The sequence below is a fragment of the Loktanella sp. PT4BL genome (genome assembly GCF_003201935.1).
Taxonomy (GTDB): Bacteria; Pseudomonadota; Alphaproteobacteria; order Rhodobacterales; family Rhodobacteraceae; genus Yoonia.
This window is the reverse complement of record NZ_QJJL01000003.1, coordinates 591,972-607,834: the sequence shown is the minus strand read 5'-3', so window position 1 is coordinate 607,834 and position 15,863 is coordinate 591,972. Positions and strand designations below refer to the sequence as shown.

The window sequence follows — 15,863 nt, the reverse complement described above, 5'->3', positions numbered from 1 at the left end:
GCCGCCACATCCCGTGACGACCCGCAAAACCACAATGCTCGTTAATAACACCGCGCAAAAGGAACATCGGCTGGACAAACAAATCAACCGCGCTGACCAAGACCTTTTGCCGCAACCTATGCGATCAATAGATGTAGCGGATCTGTTCAGTCCAATAACGCTCCACCCGCCTCAACGCTCCGGTAATATCTTCAACACCCTTTTGGTCCAGCACGCCACGATCCATCAGACCCTCGGAATGGGTGCGGAACAACCGCGCCACCAGAACGTGCACACCGCGCCCTTTTTCCGTCAGCCGCACGCGGACAGAACGGCGGTCGATTTCGCTGCGCTGATGGTGCATGTAACCGGCGTCCACAAGTTTCTTGAGGTTATAGGACACGTTCGAACCCTGATAATATCCCCGCGATTTCAGCTCGCCCGCCGTGACCTCATTATCGCCGACATTGAACAGCAGCAAAGCCTGCACAGGGTTGATCTCGAGCAGACCGACGCGTTCAAACTCATCCTTGATCACATCAAGCAGCAGACGGTGCAATCGCTCAACAAGGTTCAAGGCATCAAGATAGGAATCCATGAAGGCCACACTGCGCGCGCCCGGCAGGTCGGTCGTTCCGACGTCGTCCAAATCGGTATGAATGCTCATAAATCTGTTGCTCCATTTGATCTCCGCAATTTGGGATAAAACGAAACAACCAATATTCGGTTAAGCACAGTCCGCCTCTTTATGCGGGCCGCGTGACCCCTTCTGCCTCTGCCGAAATCCGTGTCACAAGATCAAGGTACTCGGGGGGTGTCGGAAACTGTCCGCCAATCCAGCCATAGATGTCGTGATCATTCTCGGACAAGAGCCGGTCATAGAGTGCCAAGCCCTCATCAGAGAACTCTGCCAGATGCGCGTCGGCAAAGGCCGACAGGATCAAATCCATTTCCTTGATCCCGCGCCGCATGGATCGCATCCGCAGGCGCTTGATCATTGTCTCACGTGTCTCAGACATCTTGGTCCTTCAAGGCTTTGCGCAGGCGCTTTTCCAGCCGCCCCAGTTTTTCACTCGATTGCTGCATCTGGCCGCGCAGCACACGCATCTCGGCCAGCAGATCAACCAGATCACTGGTCAAGGCGGCTTCGCTATCGGGGGCGTCGGGGCCTTCACCTTCGCCGGTCAAGAGCCAGCTCATCGACACACCTATAACACCCGATACCATCTGCAAACGGTTCGCGCGGGGTTCCTTGGTGTCGTTCTCCCAAGCCGCAATTGTGTTCGGTTTCACGCCCAACTTCTCGGCCAGTGCTTGCTGCGTCAGGCCTGCCGCCTCACGTGCCCCCGCCAGCCGGTCGCCAAAAGTGGCAATCTCTTCGCTGTACCAGTCCTGATCACTCGCCATCGGTTGCTCCTTCAATTGCTTGCCATGGGGCAGTCTTGCATCCTATGTCATAGACAGCGCCTTTTTACCACCGGATGATCTTATGACCTTTCTTTCTGCGACACTGTCTCGCGTCAAACCGTCCCCCACAATCGCCGTCACAACAAAGGCCGCCGAACTGAAGGCCGCGGGCCGTGATGTGATCGGCCTTGGCGCGGGCGAGCCTGATTTCGACACTCCCCAGAACATCAAAGATGCGGCCGTCGCGGCCATTGCGGCAGGCAAAACGAAATACACAGCCGTCGACGGTATCCCCGAATTGAAAGAGGCGATCTGCGCCAAATTCAAGCGCGACAATGATCTGGCCTATACGCCAGCCCAAGTGACTGTCGGCACAGGCGGCAAGCAGGTGCTCTATAATGCCTTCATGGCCACCCTGAACCCCGGTGACGAGGTCATTATCCCTGCCCCCTACTGGGTCAGCTATCCGGACATGGTGCTTCTGGCCGGTGGCACGCCGGTGACGGTTGAGGCTTCGCTGGAAGCGAATTTCAAAATCACCGCCGAACAACTTGAGGCGGCGATTACGCCAAACACCAAGTGGTTCCTGTTCAACTCGCCTTCCAACCCCACAGGTGCAGGCTATAGCTGGTCCGAACTGAAAGCGCTGACCGACGTCTTGCTGCGCCATCCCCATGTCTGGATCATGACCGACGATATGTACGAGCATCTTGCCTACGGCAATTTCAAATTCTGCACGCCCGCACAGGTCGAACCGCAGCTTTACGACCGCACGCTGACAGTGAATGGCGTTTCCAAAGCCTACGCCATGACAGGCTGGCGCATCGGCTATGCGGCAGGACCGGAAGAGCTGATCAAAGCGATGCGCAAGGTGCAGTCGCAATCCACCTCGAATCCCTGCTCCGTCAGCCAATATGCAGCGGTCGAGGCCCTGAACGGGACGCAGGATTTCCTTGCCCCGAATAACACGCTTTTTGAACGCCGCCGTGATCTGGTGGTGTCGATGCTGAACAAGGCCCCGGGCATTGTCTGCCCGAAACCCGAAGGTGCCTTCTATGTCTACCCGTCGATCGCAGGCTGCATCGGCAAGACCTCGGCGGCAGGCACGGTGATCGACAATGACGAAACATTCGCCACGGCGCTGTTAGAGGAAACAGGTGTCGCGGTCGTCTTTGGGGCGGCTTTTGGCCTGTCCCCCAATTTCCGTGTCAGCTATGCCACGTCTGATGCAGCACTCAAAGAGGCCTGCCAGCGGATCATCACCTTCTGCGAAGGCCTGACATGACCGACCTGCCCGAGCTTTATTTCCGCATCCGCGAGAATGGCGCAGCAGTGTTCCGGATCAACACCGCAAACCGCGAACGCCGGATCGAGATGGAACAGATCGCCGTCGTGAACACAAACCGTGGCGATTTCAAACCACAAGGCGACGCCACGCTGAGTGCGGACGAAGAGCGCGTCATCGGCGATTGGCTCAAAGCACGCCTGAACCTGCTGGCGGCGCGTGACATGGAGAATATTCATCGCGCAATCGACCATCTGAACCTGACGGCACACTGGGCGCAGGCCAAAGCGACGGATGCGCAGCTGGAACAGGTCACGGATGATCTCTTGATGGCCATGCATGATCTGCGCAGCGTGCTGGTGCGCAAAAAGGCGGATCGCCTGCAAGGCTAGGGTACGGCGGGCCACCAGAAGCGGCCCGCCATCAGGCAATCAGTTGCCCATTTGATGCGTGCTGTGGTCCATGTCACCGTGGTTCATCGCACCATGATCATTCATGCCACGCGCTTCGACAGTAAACACAACCTCAATCCGGCCTGCGTTCTCGAAAACCAGCGTTGCGGGCACTTCTTCGTCTACTTCGAAGGGATCACCGCCAAGGCCCATGAACATCACATGAAAGCCGCCAGGCTGCAGCGTCACGGTTTCACCGGCAGGCAGTGTAAGCCCCTCTTCCAGATGGATCATGCGGGCCACATCGCCGTCCATTTCGGTGGTGTGGACTTCGACACGCGGAAAGTCCGCCTCCACCGCAAGCAGCCGATCCGCTGTGTCGCCGGTATTCGTGATGGTCATGAACCCACCAGCCGTTTGCGCGGTCTGCGCGGTTTCAAAAGCCATCGGATGGTCGATCACAAGATCGCCGATCTTGTATTCATGTGCGGTTGCAGTGGACGCAAAGACGCAAAGGGCGGCAACCGCCGCGTAGGACATAAGTTTCATAAGAGTATCTCCAATGTGCGGTCCGTTCCGGGGCCGCGGGTGTTTGATCATTTCAGTGAGGGAAAGATCAAACCATTGGCGGCGCGCGCACCGGACATGCGGGGTTCGCAGCGGGTGCAAATGGTACCGGTGCGGCATAGCCCGCGACCTGCAGCAGATTTGCTTCAAGCTCTGAGGGGGCAAGTATCGCAGCACTCGGGACGACGGCACCGTAGACCAAACGGCAAGCGTCACAGTGGCCAGCACCAGCGTCCGCCTGACCCGTATCGTTACAGATATCGCCCAGCGCACCACCGGCCGCTACATAGGCAAGCAGGCTCTCATCGACCTCGGGTGTCGCAAAGCGATGCGCGAAACCCGCACCCGCCATCGCGACAAGTACCGCGAAGGTCAGAAAAAGGCGGCTGAACTGATAAGCTAGGTGACGCATGTTACGGTCGATATAGCCCCTGCGCGCGTCGCGATCCAGACCCGTTCTGCGGGCAATCCGTCACACGGCCTGCGGCAACGGGCGCCCTTCTTCCCATGCGATGATATTGTCCAGCGCCATCTGGCCCATTGCCTCACGGATTTCGAGCGCGGCCGTGCCCAGATGCGGCAGCAGCACGACGTTCTCCAGCGCGCGGAACGCGTCCGGCACATGCGGTTCATGTTCAAACACATCAAGGCCCGCGCCTGCAATCTGGCCCGCCTGCAAGGCTGCAATCAGCGCCGCCTCGTCCACAACATCCCCGCGCGCGATATTGACGAAGATCCCCGTGGGCTTCATCGCGGCCAATGCAGCGGCATCAATCATATGCGTGTTCTCGCCGCCCCCGGGGACCGTGACCACGATGATATCGCATGCGCCCATCAATGCCGTCAGGCTTTCGACCTGTTCGGCGGGGAAATCCACAGTCTTGGGAGAGCGGTTATAGAATTTCACCGGCATCTCGAACCCGTAATGACAGCGCCGCGCCACAGCTTGCCCGATCCGGCCCATGCCAACGATCCCGACGGTCTTGCCCGTCACATGGGTGCCCAGCATCTGTGTCGGGCCCCAGCCAGTCCATTGATCGGCACGCACCAACCGCTCGCCCTCGCCTGCCCTGCGGCAAACGGACAGAATCAGGGTCAACCCGATATCGGCGGTGGCATCCGTCACGACATTGGGTGTGTTCGAGACAAGCACACCGGCCATCCCCGCGGCTTCCACATCAATGTGGTTATACCCCACCCCGAAATTCGCCAGCACCTTACAACGCAGATCACCGATAAAGGCCTCGGCGGTGAACTGATCCCCCAAAGTCGGCAAAATCGCATCATACTCCGCCAGGGCCTGCGCCGCTTCAACCATCGTCAATCCTACGGCAGTGTCGCGCACAGTCACGTCAAAACGCGCACGGGCGGCAGCCAGATTGGCCTCGGGCAGTTGGCGGGTGATCAGCAGTTTTTTCAATGTAGACGTCCTCCTAGGGGTACGGGGTGGTCCGGTCCGATCAAAACGATCTCACCATCAGCATCAGGCAGACCCAACACCAGAACTTCAGACATGAACTTGCCGATCTGGCGGGGCGGAAAATTCACAACAGCCATCACCTGACGGCCAACCAAAGCCTCAGGCGCGTAATGCGCGGTGATCTGGGCCGAGGTCTTTTTCTCACCGATATCCCCCCCGAAATCGATCCAGAGTTTGATCGCGGGCTTACGGGCTTCGGGAAAGGCCTCGGCGCGCAGGACGGTGCCCACGCGAACATCGACCTTCAGGAAATCGTCAAAGGAAATCTCACCCATTCGCCAACTCGCGCGACCGGTTCGCCGCCGCCGCGACCGCACGGCGCAACAGATGCGGAAACCCTGTCTTGGCATCCATCAGAACCTCAAGTGCGGCCTGCGTTGTACCATTGGGCGACGTCACATTGGTGCGCAACTGCGCGGGGTTTTCGTCCGATTGCTCGGCCAGATCACCCGCACCGGCGACAGTGGCCTTGGCAAGCTGCATCGAAAGCTCTGCCGACAACCCCTGCGCCATGCCGGCAGCGGCCAAGGATTCAATCAAATGGAACACATAAGCCGGACCCGAGCCCGAAATCGCCGTGACCGCATCCATCTGGTCTTCTGCATCCAGCCGGACAACATCGCCCACCGACAGCATAAGCGCCTCGGACAGGTCCAGATGATCCGCTTGCACCATTTCATTCCCGATGATCGCGGTGATGCCACGTCCGATAGAGGCGGGCGTGTTGGGCATGGCACGCACAATCGGTGTCTTCGGACCGAGTACCGCCTCAAAAGTGCTGATCGGGGTGCCCGCAGCGACCGAGATGACCAATGTCTTGCCGTTGCCCAAGGATTTCACGTCAGGCAGCGCCTCGGCCATCATCTGCGGTTTGACCGCGATGATCGCAACGGCCGGATTAGGCGGGATCTGTCCGCCGATGGCCACACCCTGTTCCTTGAGCCAATCCGATGGATTGGGGTCAATCACCCAAACTGACGTCGGCGGCAATCCGGTGCGTAACCACCCTTCCAACATAGCCGACCCCATCTTGCCGCAGCCCAACAACACAAGCCCGCGTTTCGCAACATCAGTCATATTCATTGATGCACCTCTCGAATAACTATCAATAGGTTAGCCAAGCCGAAGGGCAGTTGGAAGATGCGTTCTGCGAATAAGAGAAGTGACGACAGACGACTTTGATAGGTATGCCCATGCGTTGTGTCAGGTGCGACCGCCACTTGCCGCGCTTGCGCGAGGTATCGCAACAACGCCAAGACGACAGATCACACAAAAAACCCCGCCGTGCTCAGCCTAAATAGCTGAAATCACGGCGGGGCTGCTGTCTTGCGTTCGGGGTCGCTTACATCAGGTTCTGTACGTTGATACCAAATGTGACCGCACCAATCACTTCACCTGTTTCAGGGTCTGTGATCGACATTGAACCTTGCGACTGGTAAAAACCGGTACTGTCGTCGAACTCGACTTCGCTGATGTGCAAAGCATCTGCACCGACTGAGTAGGTTTCCTGCCATTTCGCTTCGTCGCCCTGCCAGTAATCGGAGGTGACAGCACTCTGCGCCACGTTCAGACCTTTGTTGTCCATGACGAAGACTTCCGTCACAAAACCTGCAGTCGCTTCCTGCTGTTCAAGCAACCAAGCAGACACCGGTGCCGACAGGAGTTTATCAACCAGTGGCCCGCCACCTGCGCTCGCTTCGGCACGCCATTGCTGGTCAAGTGCGATCACTTCATCTTCTGACAAGCCATCATGCTCTGCGTTCTGCGCCTTGATCGCTGCGATCATGTCCGGATTTGTGAGCCAGTTGCTCAGTTCTTCACGGGCGTAGGCCTCAAGCGGCACCCGGTAGACACCGTCCTGACCGGGCGTCGCGATGAGGTAGAGTGTGATGGTATTGTTCATCGCGATCGACAGCGCATCCGACAAAGCGGCTGCGGCATCGACATCTTGGGATGATGGTGTCTGCCCGGCCAAAGCCGCCTCGAAGATCCCGCGCTGGTCGAGCCAGATCTGGTAGGTGCTCTCAAGGCTGGCGCGAACGGCATCATTCGGCGGAGGATTGATGCCCGCACCCGGGAAGCCGTCGCGGAGCGCAAGAAGCGTCTGCTGGAACTGATCGACAGATGTTGCCAATTCCTGCTGCGCATCCCCGGACGCCGTACCAGTTGCAAGTTCACACATTGCACGGGACATGCGATAGGCAAGGGCGCGCTGTCTGACGGCAAAGTTCAGGACAGTCGCGTCACTCTGCAAAAGCTGCGACGGGTCAGTGTACTGCCCGGCAACAACGGCTGCCAACACTTCGGTCTGTTCGAACAGGTCGGCATATCCTGCTTTGATTGTTGCGGCATCATCATCTGTGCCAGCACCGGATGCCAAACGCTGCGCCGCTGCATCCAGCGGCCCCCAGAATTCTGCGGTGGTGGTCAAGGCGTTCAGCGTGCGCGCACTGCCTTCAGCACCCGGCATGCCAAGGGCGGCGTTCCCGTTCATCAAGCCATCAATAATCTTGTCAAAGTCCGCGCGTACAGAGGCCAGTTGGACTTGCGCGCTCTCGGCACCGATTCCGGCGTTCACCCGGCAACTGGCAGACGCCACTGCTTCAGTCAGTGTACGCAGGCTGGCTGAGCGGTTAACCCGGGCCTTCCCGCCATTGTAAAGAGACTGGTCAATGCGCTGTGCCACTGCGGGTTCTGCGGTAAAGATGCCCGCGGACGGCGCAGCCGTCACGGCAAGCGCAACTAACGCGATTTTCGAAACGCCGCGCAGCTGTGATGCGGGGCTCTTGATCTTGCGGGGGCTTGTCTTGTCTTTGATTAGCATTGCATGGTTCCTAGCTTATAAAATTCACTTATTGACCTAAGATCAACAAGTTAGCTCCCGCATGAGCTGCGGTTCGCTGCACAAAATTTGATCATCCACCGTATTGGAGACCCGGACCTTCTGGTGACGGTTGATCGCACGGTTACGGTCGGCGTGTTTGCGGGCACGTGGTGCCACTGCGCGAAAGTTGACCGACGATCTTTCGGCGCTTCCAATCCAACGCGCCCCTACAATGCCTGACACATCTGCAAGGGACCGCGACGAAGTTGAAAAACGACCATAGGAAAATGCGCGCACTGCCTCGGAGAATTCGCGAGCGGTCTTGCGTATATATGTCAACACTTCATCTCCCTAAGTTCAGGGCAGCTACCAAAGACCCGAAAAAGGTCTGTCCAGAGGCAAGCCACGCATCAAATCCATTCACTACTCATCACATCTCACTTTGCGATACAAAGCAGAGTATTTAGCTATAATTGTGTCCAGTTCGTGGTTGTTTTCGAAACTTTTTGGGGCAGGCCGACACCCGCAAGACCGCGCCTGCAAAGCCTGTAAAACTGTAGCTTTCACTGATTTATCCAGCCATATGCTGCGAATAAGCCATTGAGGTGACAAGGTTCTTGGCCGCTTGCATGTATGGCGAACTGTGCATGTCTACGCGTCAATCAGCGGCGCGTCATATGTGGCCGGAAACAGCAGCAAATCCTGTCGTAAACACAAAAAGAGCAGACCAACGGCGTGGCCTGCCCCTTTTCATAAAGACTGTCTTTTGTCCGGTTAGGCGCGCCCGTAGGCCCCGCCGATCGCCACCTGTACGGCCTCTTCAGGCGTGCGCTCGGCCCATGTGACCAACTGGATTGCAGGGTAATACTGCTCGCAAGCTGCCACAGCGGCGCCGATCATCGTATCAATCTGGTCCGGCCCCGCAACCTGATCACCCGCAAGCATCAGCCCGTAGCGGTACACCATCAGGTTTTGCTCGGCCCACCACGTAAAGGCCCCCGCCCAGCAGCGGTCGTTGATCGTGTTGAGCGTCTCATAGAGCGCCGGCATCCTGTCTGCGGGGGGCTCCATATCAAAGGTGCAGATCAGGCGCAGGGTCTCGTCATAGGCAGACCAAGCCAGCGTGATAGAGTATGTGCGCCACTGGCCTTCAACGGCCATGGCGATCTGGTCGTCATGGATGCGGTCAAATTCCCATGCATGGTGTTCTGCGATGTGCTCCACCAGATCAATAGGGTGAAGATCATCAGCCTCAAGGTAATGTTCGGACAATGCCATATGCTCGGCCTCACTGCTTTGGCGCATGGGTCATGGCAGTGCCCAAGCGCTAGGTGCCTGCTCTAGGGGCGGTGTTGTTCACGTTTATCCCCTACTACATATCGTGGCCCGTAAAAGACGCAGCTGTAAAGTAATTTTTTGGGGATAAGTGATGTGACACAAAAAATTCATGTGGATAATTGCCTTCTGCCCAGCCAGCGCGCACTTTGATGCTGAGCGACACAAGGGAGCACCCGATGAACACCGACCTTCTTAAACGGCTTTGCGAAATGCCCGGCGTGCCCGGACATGAAGAACGGGTCCGCGACCTGATCACTTCGGAAATCGAAGGTCTTTTCGATCACATTGAAACAGACCCTATGGGTTCGCTTCTGTGCCGCCGCGATGCCAAGAAGAAAGGCGCACCCAAGATCATGCTGCTCTGCCATATGGACGAGATCGGCTTTCTGGTCAGCCACATCGACAAGAACGGCTTTCTCTATCTCCAGCCTGTTGGCGGCTTTGACCCCCGTAACCTTTTCTCACGCCGTGTGCTGGTCTGCACCGATCAGGGTGATTTCAAAGGCGTGATGAACCCCGGCGGCAAACCGGTCCATATATCGGCCCCCGAGGACCGCAAGAAAGTGCCCGAAGTCGGGGAATTCTTTGTCGACCTGGGTCTTGGCAAAGCCGCAAAGGATATCGTGAAAATCGGCGACTACGTCGTCATGGACGAACCCTTTCTGGAAATGGGCGATAAATTCGTCTCCAAGGCGCTGGATAACCGCATCGCCTGCTGGCTCGGGATCGAAGCGATCAGGGCCTTGGGCAAAAAGGGGCGTGGTGCCGAAATCCACGTGGCCTTTACCTGTCAGGAAGAGGTCGGATTGCGTGGCGCCCGCACCGCCGCCTATGCGATCAAACCCGACATCGGGCTGGGCATCGACGTGACACTGGCCTGCGATACACCCGGCATCCCAGAAAAGGATGCCACGACACATCAGGGCAAAGGGTTCGGCCTGCACGTGCGCGACAGCTCGTTCATCGCCGACAAAGCACTGGTGGCCGACATCGAAGCCCTCGCGAACAAGAAAAAGATCCCCTACCAGCGCACGATGCTCGCTGCAGGCGGACAGGACGGCGCAGCCGCCCAACAAGCGGCCGCTGGCGCACGCGCGGTGGGGATTGTCGTTGGCACACGCTACATCCACACAGTCACCGAGATGGTCGCAAAAGACGATTTGCAGGCCGCGCTTGATATTCTGGTGGCGTATCTGGCGGAGTTTTAGGAGTAAGACGGGTCAAACCCGGATACCCTCAAGAGATAAATCTTCCTTTGGTGCTGTCCGCAGACAACCCGACGCATTTCCCAGAGCATAGATCAAACGGTGGTCCTATACTTGCACGACTGTGTCACAGCGCACAGATAATATCGCAGCCTATCTCAACCTATGCGTGTGCTATCCTGCACAGAAACTAGGAGAGATTTAATGAACGATGTATTTAGCATGTTCCTGCGAAACCTGTTGAGCGACGATGCGCTTCTACGCAAATTCCTTGCGGATCCTGTGACAATCGGCGGCAACGCCGGTCTCAGCAAGGCGCAATGGTCGGTTCTGCGCCGTGTTATGGTCGAGGCAAGTACCGCCTCTACAAACGGGTATTCCGTTGTGCGCCCGTTGTCCGGATACCGTCAGGCCACGAAAATGCTGTATAATGTGATGCGGCAGCAAAGTATCAGCGCGCTGGCATCCCCCGAGGCCTGTGCCGGAACGGTTTCGATTGCCGTAAGCTGGGGCCCGGACCCGGCTAACCCCGGGCAATCCCCTTTCCAGAACATCGCTGTTTGGCAAAGCGCACCGCTGGCCGGGCCTGCTCTGATTTCAGACATAATGGATCAGATCACCAGCAGCCATCAGCCCAGCGTATCTTCGTCACAAGGGGGTAATTTCGCATTGAGCTTTGCAGATGATCCTCATTTTGATCCCAAGCGGATCATCGGATCGTTCGATATTCATGGGACAACCTATACGGCGCCTCCACAGGCGCTTACATCGCATGCACCGTTCTGGTTCTGGTCGATCAACGGCTATCCAAACCCACATGACTCCGGCTCTTTGGGCGAAAGCTATGCCACCAAAATGGTGAACCCGGGCGATGTCGTCTATTGGGATTGCGTCGCACCCGGCCCGCAATACGGCTTTCCGGCCTGTGCGCCGACCGACGGGATGCATACCCAGAACCTGGTCTAGACACCGGGTGCTTGAAACGACAGCGATGATGTCCTTTGCCGGACGTCATCGCTATTCGTGTTCCGGAACCCCGTCGCTTACCGGACTTGTGGAAAACAGCACCCGTTATCTCCACTCGGTGACCAAGAAGGTCACGACGAAAGACTGAGCAGTGCTGCTGGGTAATCTGGTATCATCTTTGGGCGGGTCTTAGGTGAAGGTCGGCTGTTCGGACTTTTTAGACCTTGGTTCGATGTGCGCCAAGGTCCGTTTAGGCGAGCTGTTCAAGGAACGGTGGTTTTGGGAACGCATATACTGAATGAAGTGATGAATAGCGAACGTCGGTAATTGGTCTGGCGGTCTGGACGCTCTCGAAGCTGTGATGCGTTAGTATTTGACCCTCCACTTGCTGGAAGGATTAGCTATGAGTTTGTTGGGTTCGCATCTGCGCCCACTCTGCGTTCAAACTCTAAGGAAAACTCAATATGAACTTTGTGAAGTTATCCCTTGCAACAGCGCTCGCAGCGGCAGCATTTTCGCTCCCAGCTTTGGCTCAAGATACTGAATTCCAGCTTCCCGAACAGTGCATCACATCTTCCACAATGGGTGAAATGGACCATTCAGCCATGGACCATTCAGCCATGGGCCATAGTGATGGAATGATGGCGCCCGAGAGCGCTGACCTCAGCAACTCTCCCGAACATGTTCAGGTGAATATGCGAAAGATGATGATTACCATGCCTGCCATGGAGCAAGGTATGATGAATGAAGATCCCGATGTCGCATTCGCTTGTGGCATGATTGCGCATCACCAAGGTGCCATCGACATGGCGCAGGTCCTGATCGACCATGGCGATGATCCCAAAATGATTAAACTTGCTGAGGAAATCATGGAAGCTCAGGTTGGTGAAATTGAGCTTATGAAAAATTGGCTAACAGCAAACGTGAACTGATCTGAAACGGGCTGCATAGTTCAAAACTGTGCAGCCCTTTCCAAGAACGCTCATTTCTGGAAGGGCTCGGCGATAGACCGTTTTGCGCCGCTACAAACCTCGTTCACAAGCCAAACAGTGTTGAAGGGTTTTGCCTCATTGGTCAAAGAAGCCTTTCGCACGCCCTCCAGCAAGAGCAATAGGTGCTCAAACCGAACATCCGCTGCACCTGCGCACAGCTGGTCACGCTCACGCGCGAAAGTGAAGGACGGTAGGGCGGGGCTCCCCCGCCACTCAAGTATCGCGGCGGCAGGACCCGACCTATTTTTCCAGCGCTTCAATACGGGCTTTCAGCGCCTCATTCTCTTCGCGCGCTTTCTGCGCCATCGCACGGACCGCGTCGAATTCTTCGCGGGTCACGAAATCGCGGTCGGCCAGCCAGCGGTCCATCATGGACTTCATCGCGGTCTGCGCCTCGTCCTTGGCACCCTGGGCCACGCCCATGGCGTTGGTCATCAACTGGCTGATGTCATCAAGGATTTTGTTGTTGCTCTGCATGGTGCTCTCCAATCTGGTGCTTGTCCTTTATATGGGCCTTTGCGCCCAAGGCTACAACCCAAGGCAAGAGCGGTTGACTTTGCCGCACCGCCAGACAAGGAATAGCCCCATGTTCGCAGCCATTCCTTTCCCCGATATCTCGCCCGAGATTTTCTCGTTCACGCTCTTCGGCGTCACTATTGCCCTGCGCTGGTACGCGATGGCCTATATCGTGGGGATCGCGATTGGCTGGCAGCTGATCAAACTGGCCCTGAAACGCCCCGCATTGTGGCGCAATGGCGCGCCGATGCAGGTGTCCCAACTCGAAGACCTGCTGACCTATATCGTTGTCGGTGTCATTGGCGGCGGACGTCTGGGCTATGTGCTGTTCTATAAACCCGCCGATTTTCTGGCCGCACCGCTGGATATCATCAAGATATGGGAGGGCGGTCTGTCCTTTCACGGGGGTTTCCTGGGCGTCGTTGTGGCGGTCTGCCTCTTCAGCCGCCGCCATAAGGTGCCGCTCTCCGATCTGGCCGATATCATCGCCGTGGCCGCCACCCCCGCGATCTTGCTGGTGCGTATCGCCAATTTCATCAACGCCGAACTCTGGGGCCGCCAGACCGATCTGCCGTGGGGTGTGATCTTCCCGGGCCAAGCCGCCCAAGCCTGCGCAACCGCGTTAGAGCCTTGCGTGCGTCACCCATCGCAACTCTATGAGGCGGGGCTTGAAGGGCTGCTGCTGGGCGCGATCCTGATCCTGCTCGCCTTCCGCTTTGGCGGGTTGAAGAAACCGTGGCTTTTGTCGGGCGTCTTCTTCACGGGCTACGGCATCGCGCGTTTCCTTGTGGAATTCGTGCGCCAGCCGGACGCACAATTCGTCAGCGCCGGCAATGAACTGGGTCTGGCGTTCCACATCGGCGGCTACGGGCTGACCATGGGCCAGACACTGACCCTGCCGATGATCCTCGTGGGCCTTGCCGTTGTGATCAGGGCCGCACGCAAATGACCGCCTTGGGTGATCTGCTGATCGCCCGCATCGCGCGGACCGGACCAATCACTCTGGCCGATTATATGGCCGATTGCCTGATGCACCCCGAGCACGGCTATTACGCCACGCGCGATCCCTTCGGGGCTGCGGGCGATTTCACCACAGCCCCCGAGATCAGCCAGATGTTCGGCGAGCTGATCGGGCTGGCACTGGCCCAAGCCTGGATCGACCAAGGACAACCCGCGCAGATCACGCTGGCCGAACTTGGCCCCGGTCGCGGGACCCTGATGCAGGACGCCCTGCGCGCCACACGCGGCGTGCCGGGCTTTCACCAGGCACTCTCGGTTCATCTGGTCGAGACCTCCCCCACACTGCGCAAAGCCCAGAGCGCGCGCATTGCGCACGCCACATGGCACGACAGTATCGCGACACTGCCCGACGCGCCGCTCTACCTGATTGCCAATGAATTCTTCGACGCCCTGCCGATCCGCCAATTCATCCGCAGCGGCGACGGCTGGCGCGAAAAGATGGTCGGCGTGACGGATGGTGCGCTCGCCTTCGGGCTCTCAGCAGCGGCACCCATCGCGGCAGTCGAAGACCGCCTCACAGACACGACAGAGGGTGATCTGGTCGAGATTTGCCCCTCCCTTCCCGCCATCACGGAAACCATCGGCGCACAGATTGAAAGATCCGGCGGTTGCGCGCTGATCATCGACTACGGTGACTGGCAGTCACTGGGCGACACGCTGCAAGCGCTGCAATCCCAATCCTACAGCGAACCGCTTGCAACCCCGGGCCAGGCTGACCTGACCGCGCATGTCGATTTCGCTGCGATCGCCGCCCATGCCGCCCCTGCCAAATATACGCGCCTGACCTCCCAAGGCGTCTTCCTTGAACGCCTCGGGATCACCGCCCGCGCACAGGCGCTTGGTGCGAAACTGGCAGGTGAGGCCCGCACGGCCCATATCGCCGCACATCGGCGCTTGACCCACCCTGCCGAAATGGGCGACCTTTTCAAAGTGATCGGCCTTTATCCGTCAACCGCAACACCACCTCCCGGACTGGAGCCATGACGCTCGACATTATTACCTCGCCGCTTCTGGAAAATGTGCCGCACGGGTTCTTCACCCGCGCAGGTGGCGCATCCTCTGGCGTGTTTGCGGGGTTGAACTGCGGCTATGGCAGCTCGGACCAGCACGAGATCGTTGCGATCAACCGCGCGCGCGTTGCAAAAACGCTGGGCGTAGATGCGGAAAAACTTGTCGGTGTGCATCAGGTTCATTCGGCCGATGTCGTCACACTGGGCACACCCGTGACACCCGCCCCCAAAGCCGACGCGCTGGTCACCGCCACCAAGGGCGTCGCGCTCTCCGTCCTGACCGCCGACTGCCAGCCCGTGCTGTTTGCAGATACGCAGGCGGGCGTGATCGGGGCGGCACATGCGGGGTGGAAAGGGGCCGTCAACGGCGTGCTTGAGGCGACCGTCGCCGCGATGGAAAACCTGGGTGCGACGCGCGCCAACATCGTGGCGGTCATCGGCCCCTGTATCAGTCAGGCCAACTATGAGGTCGGGCCAGAGTTCTACGACACATTCGTTTCCACTGATCCCCAATTCGACCGCTTCTTCAGACAAGGCAAAGGCGACCGCTCCTTCTTTGACCTGCCTGCCTTCGGGCTTTTCAAGCTCAAGCAATGCGGTATTGCGTCAGCCTCATGGACACATCATTGCACCTACGCACATCCTGACCGATTCTACAGCTACCGGCGCAGCGTCCATGAACGGCAGGCCGACTATGGACGGCTCATTGCAGCAATAAGGCTGTAAACCGGCGCTGTTTAACGAAATGAGGCAAGACCTGCCTAGGTTTGTTAAACAAGCATCTCTTCGGCACACTCCAGCCTTGGATAATTTCTATAATTATCAAAGATATCCGCCCTTTTTGCCGAATTAATGCGCGCGACTGAATCTTTTCCTCAGTTG

General features: G+C 57.9%; 19 protein-coding genes. 8 read left to right on the top strand and 11 right to left on the bottom strand.

Features of this window, described 5'->3' with window-relative positions; translation table 11 throughout:
* Positions 1 to 124 precede the first annotated feature (124 nt).
* The 3 genes from C7964_RS12865 to C7964_RS12855 form a co-directional block, all read right to left on the bottom strand.
* Complete coding sequence (locus tag C7964_RS12865; RefSeq protein WP_110280041.1) at positions 125 to 646, bottom strand: MarR family winged helix-turn-helix transcriptional regulator; 522 nt, start codon at positions 644 to 646, stop codon at positions 125 to 127.
* Between the two features lie 79 nt (positions 647 to 725).
* Complete coding sequence (locus tag C7964_RS12860; protein WP_110280040.1) at positions 726 to 998, bottom strand: succinate dehydrogenase assembly factor 2; 273 nt, start codon at positions 996 to 998, stop codon at positions 726 to 728.
* Positions 991 to 1,386, bottom strand: a complete 396-nt coding sequence (locus C7964_RS12855; RefSeq protein ID WP_110280039.1) for a helix-turn-helix domain-containing protein — start codon at positions 1,384 to 1,386, stop codon at positions 991 to 993. The genes C7964_RS12860 and C7964_RS12855 overlap by 8 nt, the downstream gene beginning before the upstream one ends.
* Before the next feature lie 82 nt (positions 1,387 to 1,468).
* Here C7964_RS12855 and C7964_RS12850 point away from each other — a divergent pair, with 82 nt between their 5' ends.
* Both C7964_RS12850 and C7964_RS12845 read left to right on the top strand, forming a co-directional pair.
* Positions 1,469 to 2,671, top strand: a complete 1,203-nt coding sequence (locus C7964_RS12850) for a pyridoxal phosphate-dependent aminotransferase (protein WP_110280038.1) — start codon at positions 1,469 to 1,471, stop codon at positions 2,669 to 2,671.
* Positions 2,668 to 3,063, top strand: coding sequence for a hypothetical protein (locus tag C7964_RS12845; protein ID WP_110280037.1), 396 nt, complete (start codon positions 2,668 to 2,670; stop codon positions 3,061 to 3,063). Before C7964_RS12850 ends, C7964_RS12845 begins: the two co-directional genes overlap by 4 nt.
* Positions 3,064 to 3,102: 39 nt before the next feature.
* On the opposite strand, the gene C7964_RS12840 is transcribed toward C7964_RS12845, so the two are convergent.
* The 7 genes from C7964_RS12840 to C7964_RS12810 form a co-directional block, all read right to left on the bottom strand.
* Positions 3,103 to 3,612, bottom strand: coding sequence for a copper chaperone PCu(A)C (locus C7964_RS12840; RefSeq protein ID WP_110280036.1), 510 nt, complete (start codon positions 3,610 to 3,612; stop codon positions 3,103 to 3,105).
* A gap of 67 nt (positions 3,613 to 3,679) precedes the next feature.
* Positions 3,680 to 4,042, bottom strand: coding sequence for a polyketide synthase (locus C7964_RS12835; protein ID WP_110280035.1), 363 nt, complete (start codon positions 4,040 to 4,042; stop codon positions 3,680 to 3,682).
* Between the two features lie 60 nt (positions 4,043 to 4,102).
* Positions 4,103 to 5,050 carry a 2-hydroxyacid dehydrogenase gene (locus tag C7964_RS12830; RefSeq protein ID WP_110280034.1) on the bottom strand — a complete coding sequence of 316 codons (948 nt, stop codon included), beginning with the start codon at positions 5,048 to 5,050 and terminating at the stop codon, positions 4,103 to 4,105.
* Complete coding sequence (locus C7964_RS12825) at positions 5,047 to 5,385, bottom strand: tRNA-binding protein (protein ID WP_110280033.1); 339 nt, start codon at positions 5,383 to 5,385, stop codon at positions 5,047 to 5,049. Before C7964_RS12825 ends, C7964_RS12830 begins: the two co-directional genes overlap by 4 nt.
* Positions 5,378 to 6,193 carry a pyrroline-5-carboxylate reductase gene (proC, locus tag C7964_RS12820; protein WP_110280032.1) on the bottom strand — a complete coding sequence of 272 codons (816 nt, stop codon included), beginning with the start codon at positions 6,191 to 6,193 and terminating at the stop codon, positions 5,378 to 5,380. The genes C7964_RS12825 and proC overlap by 8 nt, the downstream gene beginning before the upstream one ends.
* A gap of 259 nt (positions 6,194 to 6,452) precedes the next feature.
* Entirely contained in the window at positions 6,453 to 7,934 is a 1,482-nt protein-coding gene (locus C7964_RS12815; RefSeq protein ID WP_110280031.1) for a type IV pili methyl-accepting chemotaxis transducer N-terminal domain-containing protein, read from the bottom strand.
* Positions 7,935 to 8,708: 774 nt separating this feature from the next.
* Complete coding sequence (locus tag C7964_RS12810) at positions 8,709 to 9,212, bottom strand: type III secretion system chaperone family protein (protein ID WP_110280264.1); 504 nt, start codon at positions 9,210 to 9,212, stop codon at positions 8,709 to 8,711.
* A gap of 236 nt (positions 9,213 to 9,448) precedes the next feature.
* Here C7964_RS12810 and C7964_RS12805 point away from each other — a divergent pair, with 236 nt between their 5' ends.
* From C7964_RS12805 to C7964_RS12795, 3 genes are all read left to right on the top strand, one after another.
* Positions 9,449 to 10,480, top strand: a complete 1,032-nt coding sequence (locus C7964_RS12805) for a M42 family metallopeptidase (RefSeq protein WP_110280030.1) — start codon at positions 9,449 to 9,451, stop codon at positions 10,478 to 10,480.
* 201 nt (positions 10,481 to 10,681) lie between these two features.
* Entirely contained in the window at positions 10,682 to 11,443 is a 762-nt protein-coding gene (locus C7964_RS12800) for a hypothetical protein (protein WP_110280029.1), read from the top strand.
* Between the two features lie 464 nt (positions 11,444 to 11,907).
* Complete coding sequence (locus C7964_RS12795) at positions 11,908 to 12,375, top strand: DUF305 domain-containing protein (protein WP_110280028.1); 468 nt, start codon at positions 11,908 to 11,910, stop codon at positions 12,373 to 12,375.
* Between the two features lie 300 nt (positions 12,376 to 12,675).
* Here C7964_RS12795 and C7964_RS12790 read toward each other — a convergent pair whose 3' ends face one another.
* Positions 12,676 to 12,912 (bottom strand): accessory factor UbiK family protein, encoded by a 237-nt coding sequence (locus C7964_RS12790; protein WP_110280027.1) that lies wholly within the window; start codon positions 12,910 to 12,912, stop codon positions 12,676 to 12,678.
* A 109-nt stretch (positions 12,913 to 13,021) separates the two neighbouring features.
* Here C7964_RS12790 and lgt point away from each other — a divergent pair, with 109 nt between their 5' ends.
* Genes lgt through pgeF form a run of 3 tightly spaced genes read left to right on the top strand, consistent with a single transcriptional unit; the run spans position 13,022 to position 15,707 of the window.
* Entirely contained in the window at positions 13,022 to 13,900 is an 879-nt protein-coding gene (gene lgt / locus C7964_RS12785; protein ID WP_110280263.1) for a prolipoprotein diacylglyceryl transferase, read from the top strand.
* A complete protein-coding gene (locus C7964_RS12780; protein WP_110280026.1) occupies positions 13,897 to 14,955 on the top strand; it encodes a class I SAM-dependent methyltransferase in 1,059 nt (352 codons plus the stop codon). The genes lgt and C7964_RS12780 overlap by 4 nt, the downstream gene beginning before the upstream one ends.
* On the top strand, positions 14,952 to 15,707 hold the full coding sequence (pgeF, locus tag C7964_RS12775; protein WP_110280025.1) for a peptidoglycan editing factor PgeF: 756 nt from the start codon (positions 14,952 to 14,954) through the stop codon (positions 15,705 to 15,707). The genes C7964_RS12780 and pgeF overlap by 4 nt, the downstream gene beginning before the upstream one ends.
* Positions 15,708 to 15,863 lie beyond the last annotated feature (156 nt).